Consider the following 12,235-nt stretch of genomic DNA (forward strand, 5'->3'; position numbering starts at 1 on the left):
TCGGATGGATACAGTCAAAGCGAAGGGAGGCTCCCTTCGCTTTTTTGTTGCGCTTCCTAATGTTTTAGCACATGTTGTGAGGCCTGGATGCCATCCCAATGCAGGTTAGATGGCTTGCACTTGCTTTTTCGAATGAAATAGGTTTTACTATAGTGTGACTAAAGCGTGCGCAGGGAGAGCACCCGCCTGACGAGGGTCGGGGGCGATCGACTTGCCGAGGATAAATCTGGTGCGGCAGCGTACATCATTTCAGTGCATAGAGAGAGGATGTGTCCATATGAGCGGCAGCAACATTACGTTGAAGCTAGATCCAGAACGCGTGAAAGAAATGCCGATGGTCGACTTGGCGTTCGAAGTGCTCAAGGCGGCTAATACGCCATACTACTACCGCGATTTGATGATGGAGATCGCCAAGATTCGTGGTCTATCCCAAGAGGGCATCAATCAATTCATCGCTCAGGTATATACGGAGATCAACATCGACGGCAGGTTCGCTTGCGTCGGCAGCAATATGTGGGGGCTGAAACGCTGGTATCCTGTAGAGCGCTCCGAGGATCCAGTGGGCAACGCGAAGCGTACCCGCATTATTAACGACGACGACGATCTGGATGATGATGATCTGTTCGCCGAAGAGGAAGAAGACGACTTCGCGGCGGAAGAGGATTACGATGCTTACGACGAGGACTCCGAAGAGTTTGAAGAAGCTGAAGAAGAGGCCGAAGTTGAAGAGGATATCGAGATTGAGGAAGAAGACATCTCGGAAGAAGATGAAGATGACGAGGAGTCCGACGGCGACGAAGACGAGGAAGATGAGTCTTTCGATGACGACGATAAGTAATGCAAAGTGCTCGTTGTAATGCTTGACATGTCCTATTAAGGCAGAGTAAACTATTGCATGGGCTTCAGATTCGGTTAACCAATAATACGCATAACTATGCGATAAGAGAAAAGTGCCCCCGTAGCTACGGGTGTCACTTTTTTTGTTTAAAGGGGCTGTCGCCCTGCCGTTTTATAGACGGTGGCGGCAGCCTTGCGCGTGTGTTTGTTGCAAGCATGGATGCAACAGAAGAATAAGGAAGAGAATTGGGTAAACTATTTATTAACATAGGAGTATGGAGGGTATCATCACAGTGACCAAATATATATTCGTAACCGGCGGCGTAGTCTCTTCCCTAGGCAAGGGGATTACCGCAGCATCGCTGGGCAGACTGCTTAAGAACAGAGGTCTTAAAGTTACTATTCAGAAGTTCGACCCTTACATCAACGTTGACCCCGGAACAATGAGTCCTTATCAACACGGGGAAGTTTTCGTAACAGACGATGGTGCGGAGACGGACCTTGACCTTGGACACTACGAACGGTTCATTGATATTAACCTGTCCAAGAACAGTAACGTTACCACAGGCAAAATCTATTCGAACGTGATCACCAAAGAACGTCGCGGCGATTACTTAGGCGGTACCGTTCAAGTCATTCCACATATCACGAATGAAATCAAAGATCGTGTCTTCCGTGCGGGCAAGGAGCATGGTTCCGATGTCGTGATCACAGAGATCGGCGGAACTGTGGGCGACATCGAGAGCTTGCCGTTCCTGGAAGCGATTCGCCAAATTAAAAGTGACATCGGACGCGACAATGTGATGTATATTCACGTTACGCTTATTCCTTATATCAAGGCGGCCGGCGAAGTGAAAACGAAGCCGACGCAACATAGCGTGAAGGAGCTCCGCAGTATCGGTATCCAGCCTAACGTGATAGTGTGCCGAACGGAGTATCCGCTTGCCGAGGACATGAAGCGCAAGATCGGCTTGTTCTGTGATATTGATGAGAATGCGGTTATCGAATGCCGCGATGCATCTACATTGTACGAAGTGCCGCTTATGTTGCGTGAGCAAGGGCTCGACGAATATGTTGTGAATCATCTCAAGCTTGTAACGGATCAACCCGACATGCGCGAATGGGAAAGCCTTGTGGATCGTGTCAAGTCGTTGCACAACACGACGGAGATCGCAATCGTTGGTAAGTACGTTGCGCTGCACGACGCTTACCTCAGTATCGTAGAATCGCTTGGTCATGCTGGAATTTCGGCTGATTCCGAAGTGAAGATTCGCTGGGTCGATGCTGAACAGCTGACGGACGAGAATGCAGCGGACGCGCTGAATGGCGTTCATGGCATCCTGGTTCCTGGCGGATTTGGAGATCGTGGCATCGAAGGCAAAATCTGCGCGATTCGTTATGCACGCGAAGCTAAAGTGCCGTTCTTCGGTATTTGTCTCGGCATGCAGGTTGCCGTTATCGAGTATGCACGCAACGTAGCTGGACTCGCAGGCGCCAACAGCTCCGAAATCAATTCATCAACGCCATATCCTGTTATTGATTTGCTGCCTGATCAGAAGGACATCGAGGACTTGGGCGGAACGATGCGTTTGGGTCTCTACCCTTGTAAGATCGTACCTGAGACAATCGCTGCACGTGAATATGGAGATGAGCTGGTGTACGAGCGCCATCGCCACCGGTATGAGTTTAACAATGAATATAGAGAAGCAATTGAGTCGGCTGGCCTGATCATCTCTGGTACCTCCCCTGACGGTCGTCTAGTTGAGATGGTCGAACTGAAGGAGCATCCATGGTTCTTGGCCGTTCAATTCCATCCGGAATTTACGTCGAGACCTAACCGTCCGCAGCCGTTGTTCAAAGGTTTCGTACAAGCATCTCTTGCTTATTCGGAGAGAAGCTCACGTTAATTTCCGACAAAGCGAACACAACAGTGTCATACTTTCTCCCTTTCAGTAATTTTTTGTATGCAATAGCAGGAAAATCCCTTTACCCTCACGAATATGTATTAAAAAATGACTGAAAATCATTCTTATCGCCTTGAGTAGCAGTTTGACGATCATTCGTGGGAGGTTGAGGAAGCTTGGATAAGAAAAAGGTATTGATTGTCGACGATCAGAACGGTATACGCGTCTTGCTTTTGGAAGTTTTCAGTAGCGAAGGCTACAATACATTCCAGGCTGCGAACGGCAAGATTGCCCTGGAGATCGTGAGACGTGAGTCTCCGGATCTCGTGTTGCTCGACATGAAGATCCCTGGCATGGACGGACTCGAAATCTTGAAGCATATCAAAGCCATCGATTCTTCAATTAAAGTCATCATGATGACTGCATACGGAGAGCTTGACATGATTAAAGAAGCGACCGACCTTGGCGCATTAATGCATTTCACTAAACCATTCGACATCGACGAGATGAGAATGGAAGTGAACAAGCATCTGCAAGGCGGAGCTTCGTCAGATCGGTTTGCCGTAGGTTCGTGATGCCATATAAGAAGCATCGCCCGCAAGTGGCGCGGGCGATGCTTCTTTTTGCTATTCTGGCAACCCAAGTTAGCTTTACTATTTATTGCTTCGTTGTGATATAATAGCTCAGAATGACAGGTCAGTACTGTTGCACAGTTGTAACCAACGAATGTGATCGAGAGAAAATTGAAATATCCCGTATATCCTATCCGACCCTTTTTAATCCCAAATAACGAATACCTGCCAGCACGGCAATAAAGACTGTTACCCCAGAGGAATTCTGTTTGTTCGAAAGCAATAATCAAGCTTAAGCGAAGAGAACCAAGGAAAGAAAACCGTCTTCAATATGCTGGATGGACAAACCTTAAGGGTTTGACTATTGGCAAGGCGGTTTTTCTCGAAATATTGGCAAGTATATGTTTTGATAGCCTTTCTCTATATTTCTCGGCATGAAACGCTCCCCGCCGCTATGGATGGCGCAACCGTTTCACCTTGAAAAAAGGGACTGTGCATGCTAAACACTTTCTCGCTATTACTTGGATGAACCGTCTTTTTGTCATGTTGCCCAGGCAGCGGCAAACCTTCACCGGGAGCGGAAGCGAGCTGCGTCGTGAATATCGGCGTCAGCCGATTCATCTTGCGCTCTTCTAAGCTTAAGAGGAGGAACCTACTTTTCATGGAGAAATTAATGATTCGCGGCGGTCGTCCGCTGCGCGGCACAGTTCAAATTAGCGGTGCCAAAAATAGTGCAGTTGCGCTTGTACCAGCAGCAATATTGGCAGAATCGGAAGTTGTATTAGATAATTTACCGCTGATCAGCGATGTTGCAGTATATAGTGATATTTTGCGTGAGCTAGGCGCTACAGTTACGCGTCATGAGGATACGATGCGTATCGATCCTTCGGCTTTGGTCGCTAGACCTATGCCTAACGGCAAAGTGAAGCTTCTTAGAGCTTCATATTATTTAATGGGCGCGATGTTGGGGCGATTCGGCGAAGCTATTATTGGAATGCCTGGCGGCTGCAATTTCGAGCCGCGGCCAATCGACCAACATATCAAAGGATTCGAAGCGCTCGGCGCGACTGTTACGAATGAACATGGTTCCATTCATATTACCGCCAAGCAGCTGCGTGGAGCGAAAATATATTTGGATGTCGCAAGTGTTGGAGCAACGATTAATATTATGCTTGCGGCTTCTCGTGCCAAAGGCTCTACGATTATCGAAAACGCGGCAAAAGAGCCTGAAATCATAGATGTCGCTACACTATTGAACGCCATGGGAGCAAACGTGAAGGGAGCCGGAACAGAAACGATCCGGATTGAAGGTGTGGAGAAACTTCATGGCTGCCGCCATTCGATTATTCCCGATCGTATTCAAGCAGGTACCTACATGATCGCGGCGGCGGCGACGCGCGGCGATGTATTGATTGATAATGTGATCCCGAAGCATATGGAAGCGATGACCGCAAAGCTGGAAGAGATGGGCGTTCAAGTTATTGAGATGGACGAATCGATTCGAATTATTGGTTCTCCCGAATATACATCTATCGATGTCAAGGCACTTGTATATCCGGGATTCGCGACCGATCTCCAATCCCCCATGACAACACTGCTGACGCAAGCCAAAGGCGTTAGCATATTAACGGACTATGTCTATGGCACTCGGTTCAAACATGTGCCGGAGCTTGTTCGCATGGGAGCAAATATTCGAGTGGAGGGACGTTCCGCTATCATCGAAGGCAACAAGCTTAATGCGGCCAAGGTCAAGGCTGCCGATCTGAGAGCGGGAGCTGCGCTTGTTGTGGCTGCATTGACAGTCGAAGACGGCGTAACCGAAATTAGCGGCGTCGAATACATCGATCGTGGGTATGATCATCTAGTAGAGAATTTGACGCGACTAGGCGCAGAAGTATGGCGTGAAACCGATACGGAATAGAAAAGGCAAATTTTGTTAATGATAGGTATTTAAAGAGATGGAACTAACAAATCAAATAAAGTGGTGAGAATATGGCGGATCTTCAAATTGCAGATCTGGAAGAATTAAAGCTGACCGAGCTCTACAAGCTCGCCAAGCAATATCAAATTGCTTACTATGGTCAGCTTAAGAAAAAAGAACTTATATTTGCCATCCTCCGGGCGCAAGCGGAGAAGAGCGGTCTTATGTTTATGGAAGGCGTGCTGGACATTCTTCAAGAAGGCTTCGGCTTCCTTCGTCCAATTAACTATTTGCCAAGCAAAGAGGATATCTACATCTCGGCTTCTCAAATACGCCGATTCGATTTGAGAAACGGCGATCTAGTATCCGGCAAGTGCCGCCCTCCCAAAGAGAATGAACGATATTTCGGCCTATTGCAAGTGAACGCTGTAAACGGAGAGAATCCCGAAACAGCTGCAGAACGACTCCACTTCCCTGCGCTTACTCCTCTATATCCCGAGAAGAAATTAGTGCTTGAAACCTCTAAGTCGAAGTTATCCACCAGAATGATGGACCTGTTAGCACCTGTAGGGCTTGGTCAGAGAGGGCTGATTGTTGCGCCTCCAAAAGCAGGCAAAACGCTTTTGCTCAAGGAAATCGCCAACAGCATATCCGAGAATCGTCCAGATATCGAGCTGTTCGTATTGTTGATTGATGAGCGTCCTGAAGAAGTAACGGATATGCAGCGTTCTGTTAAAGGTGAGGTTGTCGCATCTACATTCGACGAATTGCCGGAGAATCACATCAAAGTGGCGGAGTTAGTACTGGAGCGGGCGCTCAGGCTGGTTGAGCATAAGAAGGACGTAGTGATCTTGCTGGACAGTATTACGCGGCTGGCTCGTGCGTACAACCTAGTCATCCCGCCTTCAGGACGTACGCTTAGCGGCGGTATTGATCCTGCAGCTTTCCATCGTCCCAAGCGTTTCTTCGGATCCGCGCGAAACGTGGAAGAGGGAGGCAGCTTGACGATACTCGCGACGGCGCTTATTGAAACTGGATCGCGTATGGACGACATCATTTATGAAGAATTTAAAGGTACGGGTAACATGGAGTTACACCTGGACCGCAAGCTTGCGGAACGCCGTATCTTCCCTGCGCTTGACATGCGTCGATCCGGCACGCGTCGAGAAGAGATGCTTCTAACCAAGGAAGAACTCGACAAAGTATGGGCGATCCGCAAAAATATGAACGATTCGATGGAATTCGTTGATAATTTCCTCAAGAAGCTGAAGGAGACGGACAACAACGAGCAGTTCCTTATGTCGCTTGATACATCGCTTGAAACACCGCGGAACGATCGAACGCCGGCCAAGAGCAGCTCTCCTTCGTCATCCGCAAGTCGAAGACCTGTCGCAAGATCGACGCAAGGGTCTTAACGCCGGCAACCCGGCTGGAAGGAGAACATCATGAATCTCGTATATGCAGATGAACACGGCAATGTGTTCGATCATCCAGAATATAATGGTCTCGGACGCAGCGGCGACATGGTCGTGGAGATATTGGAGGAGGAGCTCATTCCTCTACCGGAAGGCGCAACGCTTGTCAGCTTGCCCTTCACACGCCCCATCGGCCTAGATCCTGACAACGGCAAGATGCAAATGCTGCCTGGCGGCGCTCAAGCTGTTGGCGCTTTGCTGCCTCAAGGCTACACGCGTCTATGTTTGCCTGGTTACGCCAAGGCTGACAAGAACGAGAAGCTGCCGTTATTCGGTTATACAGCTGTCGTCTGGAAGGACGGCGGATTCTATGTCGCTGCCGAACAAAGCGATGATCCTGAACGCTGGGATCCGCTCAATTGCGACCGTAATGAGCTTGGCGTACAAGTAGAGCGTTTGCTTCAGAAATATCCAGACAATCGTTTATATAAACATCTTTCGAATTGTGCGCTGGGCTATGAGTGTTTGACGGCGTCTAATACGTTCCTTAATCGTTGGGAAGGTGCCGTGCCTGTCTCGTATTCATGCAATGCGGGCTGCTTCGGCTGTATATCCGAGCAACCAGACGATAGCGGATTCCTGGCGCCGCAGACCCGGATGAACTTCAAGCCAACCGTAGACGAATTGGTGGATATCATGCTGGAGCATCTTCGCGAGCCTGAATCCATTATCAGCTTTGGTCAAGGCTGCGAGGGTGAGCCATCCACGCAGGTCAAAATAATCGTGGAAGCAATGCGCCGCGTCAGAGCGACCACTTCGCTTGGTTATATTAACATCAATACAAACGCGGGGCTGACTGACTTCATCCGCGCGATTGTAGACGCTGGTCTAGACTTAATGCGCGTCAGCACAATCAGTGCGCTCGATGAGCATTATAATGCGTATTATAAGCCTCGTGGTTATACGCTGCAGAATGTCGAGAAATCGCTTAGATACGCGACGGACAAAGGTGTTTATACGTCGATCAATTATCTGATCTTCCCTGGTGTCACAGATCGTGAAGAAGAGATTGAAGCGATGATCGGCTTTGCCAAGCGATCCGGACTTAAGCTGATTCAGATGCGTAATCTGAATATTGATCCAGAGAGTTATCTGGCATTGATTCCAAAGGCGCAAGGTGAAATTTACGGCATGAAGCAAATGCTGGAAATCTTCCGTCAGGAGCTTCCCGAAGTAGTAATTGGCTCCTACACGCATGTCCCTCCGGAGGCGATGCGTCGCCCGAAGAATGTGCTTATTCCCTAGATTGACAATGGGATAATCATTGCATGAGGGACTCGCTTCGTGATATACTGGGCATTGTGTTATTTATACTCTGGGTCCGCATGTGGCTCAGGGCAGAAAGAGGTGAACGAGATGAAACAAGGTATTCATCCGACATACCACGTCGTTACAGCAACTTGCGCTTGCGGCAATCAGTTCGAGACAGGTTCTATCAAACCAAGTCTTCGTGTTGAGATTTGCTCCGCATGTCACCCGTTCTTCACGGGCAAGCAGAAGTTCCTGGATGCCGGCGGCCGCGTCGACCGTTTCAAGAAGAAATACGGCATGTAATTCATACCAAACATTCGGCCATTATTTGGCAGAATACAAGAACCTCCCTCAGCCATCCTATGGTTATAAGGGAGGTTTTTTTATGGACAAATTCGTGCATGATCAAGGTCATGGCAATATAAAAAGCGTTAAGTCTACAGTGCGCAACGCACTAACGATCGGTTTGATCGGTACCGCTTTGCTGCTTGGAGCGGGTTGCTCGGGAGCGGAGCCTGGCGAAGCTAATACCTATGGGCATGACGGTTATATGGGTTACTCCAACAGCAACCCCAATCTAATGAACCGTAATACGACGTTGCTTTACCAGAAGGATATTCGGCTGATCGAGCAGATATTGGAGCCTGTCGCGGGCATCAAGTCAACTCGTGTCAGCTTTAATGGCAGCGAGTTGCATGTCAGTATTAAAGGTGATCCGGATTTGACGGATGCTCAGCTCGTGCGTTTGCGCGCAAGGGCACAATCGATCGTGCAGCAGAACATGCCCCGATACGAAGTGCATGTCAAAACAAGTCGTTAGAAAAGGGAATTCTTAGACCGATTGTAACGGCGAATGGTATAAATGTATCCATCGGTTGCGCTTTGTCTCGGAATGTACTATACTTGTCTTTGCCGTGCTAGATGGGGAGGTAGCGGTGCCCTGTAACTCGCAATCCGCTGTAGCGAGGTTGAATTCCTGTCTGAGGTTATGCTGATGTGAGGCTTGGCGCTTGCAAGCAGTGTTGACAGTTGGGTCCTCCGCAATGGACGCTTGTGAACCCGGTCAGGTCCGGAAGGAAGCAGCCGTAAGCAAGTTAGTTCATGTGCCGGGGGAGTGCCTGGCTCGAGCTGTGTAGCAAGAGTGCCGCTTGGGTCGTATATATCGAAGGCAGGTGCACGGTTCTGCTTAGATGACATGATGAGCGCAAGCTCCGCATATATGCCTGTAATTGCTTATTCTACAAGCTTAATCGCTTGAGGATGAAGTGATTGCAGGCATTTTTGCGTGGTAGTAATGATAATGGAAAAATCGAAGCCGACACTGTTCGGCATAAGTGAGGTTATTGCTTACGCTTCATTCGGCATTGTAGTATAATATAGGAATCCGAAGAAGCTGAAAGGGAAGAGCCGCGTGACACATATCGCATTATATCGTGCCTGGCGTCCTCAAACGTTTCAGGACATGGTGGGGCAACAACATATTATCCAAACGCTGCAGAACGCGATTAGAGAAAATCGAGTGTCGCATGCTTATTTGTTCAACGGACCAAGAGGGACCGGCAAGACAACGACTGCCAAGGTTCTGGCCAAAGCGATTAACTGTGAGCGGGGACCCGCTATCGAGCCTTGCAACGAATGTGACGCTTGCAAAGGGATAACGGCAGGACATATTATGGATGTGATCGAGATCGATGCGGCATCCAACCGCGGAATCGATGAGATCCGTGACATACGGGACAAGGTTAGGTACGCGCCATCTGAGGTTAGATATAAAGTGTACATCATCGATGAGGTGCACATGCTAACCACTGAAGCGTTTAATGCTCTGCTGAAGACGTTGGAAGAGCCGCCTGGCCATGTCATCTTTATACTTGCAACGACTGAGCCTCATAAGCTGCCGGCTACGATCATATCAAGGTGCCAACGGTTCGACTTCCGCCAAGTTTCGCTGCAAGAGCAGACAGCTCGCTTGCTGCAGATCTGCTCGGAAGAGGGGATTCATGCAGACGAAGACGCGATCGCATATATTGCGAGACTGTCCGAAGGCGGAATGAGGGACGCTATCAGCCTGCTTGAACAGGTTTCCGCGTTCGGCGACTCCAGAATTACGTTAGAGGCTGCCGTAGACGTGACAGGCGGAATGGCATCTGAGCAATTCTACCAGCTGGCCGAAGCTGTGCGGGATCGTAATGCCGCAGCGATCATGCCGCTCGTCGAAGGGTTGACGCAAGCAGGCAAGAGCCCGGACAAGTGTCTAGAAAATTTGATCTATTATTTCCGCGACCTACTAGTGCTCAAGCTAGCGCCGAGTGCAGGAGTAGCAACGGAGAGGATCGTGGACCGGGAGAAATTCCGTGAAATGGCCGAAGCTTATTCCCCTGAGCGATTGTTCGCGATGATCGATACGCTCAATCGTTACCAAGCGGAGCTTAAGCATGCATCCCAGCCTCAAACCGTATTCGAGGTGGCGCTGCTTAAGCTGTGTACATTAGAAGAAAACGCGAAGTCAGGCTCAGCGCCAACAGGCGGAGGAACAACGACTGCCGGCGGTGGAGCGTCCTCTTCGGAAGTTCAGGCGCTACGAGGGCAGATTGCCGCCTTAGAGCGTAAGATCGAAGGGTTGATTAGCGGTGGTGTCGCGATTGCGGCAACGGGAGAAGCGGCCGCATCAGGAAGAGGCGCACAAGGTGGAGCGGCGACGCGCCCCGCAACTCGAGGTGCTTTTGGCGGCGGGGGAGGCGGAGTTGCTCGAGCTAAGGTGAAGCTGGATCCGTATCTCGCTCTGGCGGGCAGTCCCGAGTCGGGCAGTGCCCGCATGAAGTGGGGCGACGTGCTGCAACGCGTGAAGGAAGAGAAGGTCACTCTTCATGCATGGCTCAAGGATGGTGAGCTGGTCTCTGTATCAGAGCAGAACCTGCTCCTAGCTTTCAAGAACGAAATTCATAGAGAGACGACCGAGAAGCCTAACCATCGCGAAATCATTGAACGGATTGCCGGAGATGTACTGGGCAAGACTTGTACATTGGTCACCGTTATGCAGAAGGACTGGCAAGCTGCATTAGACGGCGCGGGCGAGTCGACTTCGGCGGGAGCGGGAGATTTTGTACTAGAGCACGAAATGCTTGAAGCAGCTTCCCCGCCGAAACGGGCAGAGTGGATCGAAGAAGCCGTGAAGCTGTTCGGCGAAGATCTGGTTGTCGTGAAGGATAAGTCTTAACTATACTAATGATGAGGTGACGACAAATGAATAACATGAACCAAATGATGAAGCAAGTGAAGAAGATGCAAGAACAAATGATGAAGGCGCAAGAAGAACTTGAAAGCAAAATAGTAGAAGGAACGGCGGGCGGCGGCGTAGTGACAGCTGAAGTTAACGGTCACAAGAAAGTGCTTAGCATTGTCATTAAACCGGAAGCTGTAGATCCGGACGATGTTGAGATGCTTCAGGATCTCGTATTGACTGCTGTTAACGATGCGCTCACGAAGGCGGACGAGCTTGCGAACAAAGATATGGGCAAATTCACTGGCGGTATGAAGATTCCGGGCTTGTTCTAAGAACAGCCACTCGGAACGAACGGCTCCGATAACGTTTGGCCGAAAGTCTGAAAGGAGCTGCACCCTTGTATTACCCGGAACCCATAGCGAAACTGATAGACGCCTTTACACGTCTTCCGGGCATAGGTCCCAAGACGGCGGCAAGACTTGCATTCCATGTGCTGAGGATGAAAGAAGACGATGTAATCGATTTCGCCAAAGCGCTGGTCAGTGTAAAAAGAAATTTGTTTTATTGTTCGGTTTGCTGCAACATCACGGATACGGATCCTTGCCGGATCTGCCAAGACAAGTCTCGCGACGGATCTGTCATCTGTGTCGTGCAAGAGTCCAAGGACCTCGTGGCGATGGAGCGCACTAAGGAATTCGATGGTTATTATCATGTTCTTCAAGGTGCGATCTCTCCCATGGAGGGAATTGGTCCTGACGAGATTCGTATCGCAGAGCTGCTACGCAGACTTAGCGATGAACGCGTTCAGGAGTTGATCCTGGCAACGAATCCGAATATCGAAGGCGAAGCTACCGCAATGTACTTGTCGAGGCTCGTCAAGCCGTTCGGGATTAAGGTGACTCGAATCGCGCATGGTCTGCCTGTAGGCGGGGATCTGGAGTATGCCGATGAGGTCACGTTGTCCAAGGCGCTGGAAGGTCGCAGGGAACTCAGTTAGTATTGTTGGTTGGCAATGATCGTATATAGAGCCGTTCTAACTTCGCATGATATGC

Annotated in this window: 12 protein-coding genes and 1 other RNA gene; 12 read left to right on the plus strand and 1 reads right to left on the minus strand. The window is 49.7% G+C overall.

Features of this window, described 5'->3' with window-relative positions; all coding sequences use genetic code 11:
• Positions 1-277 precede the first annotated feature (277 nt).
• From rpoE to ACX1C1_RS09205, 3 genes are all read left to right on the plus strand, one after another.
• The gene (rpoE, locus tag ACX1C1_RS09195; RefSeq protein WP_458956792.1) at positions 278-838 is read left to right on the plus strand and encodes a DNA-directed RNA polymerase subunit delta; all 561 of its coding nucleotides are present in this window, start codon (positions 278-280) and stop codon (positions 836-838) included.
• A 292-nt stretch (positions 839-1,130) separates the two neighbouring features.
• The gene (locus ACX1C1_RS09200; RefSeq protein ID WP_458956793.1) at positions 1,131-2,744 is read left to right on the plus strand and encodes a CTP synthase; all 1,614 of its coding nucleotides are present in this window, start codon (positions 1,131-1,133) and stop codon (positions 2,742-2,744) included.
• A 173-nt stretch (positions 2,745-2,917) separates the two neighbouring features.
• Positions 2,918-3,316 (plus strand): response regulator, encoded by a 399-nt coding sequence (locus ACX1C1_RS09205; RefSeq protein WP_458956794.1) that lies wholly within the window; start codon positions 2,918-2,920, stop codon positions 3,314-3,316.
• Between the two features lie 417 nt (positions 3,317-3,733).
• Here the strand turns inward: ACX1C1_RS09205 and ACX1C1_RS09210 are convergent, their stop codons facing one another.
• Positions 3,734-3,934: a hypothetical protein gene (locus ACX1C1_RS09210; protein ID WP_458956795.1), complete on the minus strand. Its 201-nt coding sequence runs from the start codon at positions 3,932-3,934 to the stop codon at positions 3,734-3,736.
• A gap of 40 nt (positions 3,935-3,974) precedes the next feature.
• On the opposite strand from ACX1C1_RS09210, the gene ACX1C1_RS09215 reads away from it, so the two are divergent.
• The 9 genes from ACX1C1_RS09215 to recR all read left to right on the plus strand — a co-directional run bounded on the left by ACX1C1_RS09215 (position 3,975) and on the right by recR (position 12,180).
• Positions 3,975-5,234, plus strand: a complete 1,260-nt coding sequence (locus ACX1C1_RS09215; protein ID WP_458956796.1) for a UDP-N-acetylglucosamine 1-carboxyvinyltransferase — start codon at positions 3,975-3,977, stop codon at positions 5,232-5,234.
• Positions 5,235-5,305: 71 nt separating this feature from the next.
• The gene (rho, locus tag ACX1C1_RS09220; protein WP_458956797.1) at positions 5,306-6,649 is read left to right on the plus strand and encodes a transcription termination factor Rho; all 1,344 of its coding nucleotides are present in this window, start codon (positions 5,306-5,308) and stop codon (positions 6,647-6,649) included.
• A 30-nt stretch (positions 6,650-6,679) separates the two neighbouring features.
• Positions 6,680-7,954 carry a radical SAM protein gene (locus tag ACX1C1_RS09225; RefSeq protein ID WP_458956798.1) on the plus strand — a complete coding sequence of 425 codons (1,275 nt, stop codon included), beginning with the start codon at positions 6,680-6,682 and terminating at the stop codon, positions 7,952-7,954.
• Positions 7,955-8,065: 111 nt separating this feature from the next.
• Positions 8,066-8,263, plus strand: coding sequence for a 50S ribosomal protein L31 (gene rpmE, locus ACX1C1_RS09230; protein ID WP_458956799.1), 198 nt, complete (start codon positions 8,066-8,068; stop codon positions 8,261-8,263).
• An 82-nt stretch (positions 8,264-8,345) separates the two neighbouring features.
• Positions 8,346-8,780 (plus strand): hypothetical protein, encoded by a 435-nt coding sequence (locus ACX1C1_RS09235; RefSeq protein ID WP_458956800.1) that lies wholly within the window; start codon positions 8,346-8,348, stop codon positions 8,778-8,780.
• Positions 8,781-8,872: 92 nt separating this feature from the next.
• An RNA gene (gene ffs, locus ACX1C1_RS09240) (signal recognition particle sRNA large type) lies at positions 8,873-9,140 on the plus strand.
• A gap of 231 nt (positions 9,141-9,371) precedes the next feature.
• Positions 9,372-11,177 carry a DNA polymerase III subunit gamma/tau gene (dnaX, locus tag ACX1C1_RS09245; protein WP_458956801.1) on the plus strand — a complete coding sequence of 602 codons (1,806 nt, stop codon included), beginning with the start codon at positions 9,372-9,374 and terminating at the stop codon, positions 11,175-11,177.
• A 26-nt stretch (positions 11,178-11,203) separates the two neighbouring features.
• Positions 11,204-11,515 (plus strand): YbaB/EbfC family nucleoid-associated protein, encoded by a 312-nt coding sequence (locus ACX1C1_RS09250; protein WP_458956802.1) that lies wholly within the window; start codon positions 11,204-11,206, stop codon positions 11,513-11,515.
• A 65-nt stretch (positions 11,516-11,580) separates the two neighbouring features.
• Positions 11,581-12,180: a recombination mediator RecR gene (gene recR, locus ACX1C1_RS09255; RefSeq protein ID WP_458956803.1), complete on the plus strand. Its 600-nt coding sequence runs from the start codon at positions 11,581-11,583 to the stop codon at positions 12,178-12,180.
• The last annotated feature ends 55 nt before the right edge of the window (positions 12,181-12,235 follow it).

It is taken from the genome of Paenibacillus sp. strain BS8-2 (assembly GCF_054483835.1).

Coding starts and splice junctions, on each gene's coding strand:
- rpoE (WP_458956792.1), top strand. CDS start 278: ATGAGCGGCAGCAACATTACGTTGAAGCTAGATCCAGAACGCGTGAAA.
- ACX1C1_RS09235 (WP_458956800.1), top strand. CDS start 8,346: ATGGACAAATTCGTGCATGATCAAGGTCATGGCAATATAAAAAGCGTT.
- ACX1C1_RS09215 (WP_458956796.1), top strand. CDS start 3,975: ATGGAGAAATTAATGATTCGCGGCGGTCGTCCGCTGCGCGGCACAGTT.
- ACX1C1_RS09250 (WP_458956802.1), top strand. CDS start 11,204: ATGAATAACATGAACCAAATGATGAAGCAAGTGAAGAAGATGCAAGAA.
- rho (WP_458956797.1), top strand. CDS start 5,306: ATGGCGGATCTTCAAATTGCAGATCTGGAAGAATTAAAGCTGACCGAG.
- ACX1C1_RS09210 (WP_458956795.1), bottom strand. CDS start 3,934: ATGAATCGGCTGACGCCGATATTCACGACGCAGCTCGCTTCCGCTCCC.
- ACX1C1_RS09225 (WP_458956798.1), top strand. CDS start 6,680: ATGAATCTCGTATATGCAGATGAACACGGCAATGTGTTCGATCATCCA.
- rpmE (WP_458956799.1), top strand. CDS start 8,066: ATGAAACAAGGTATTCATCCGACATACCACGTCGTTACAGCAACTTGC.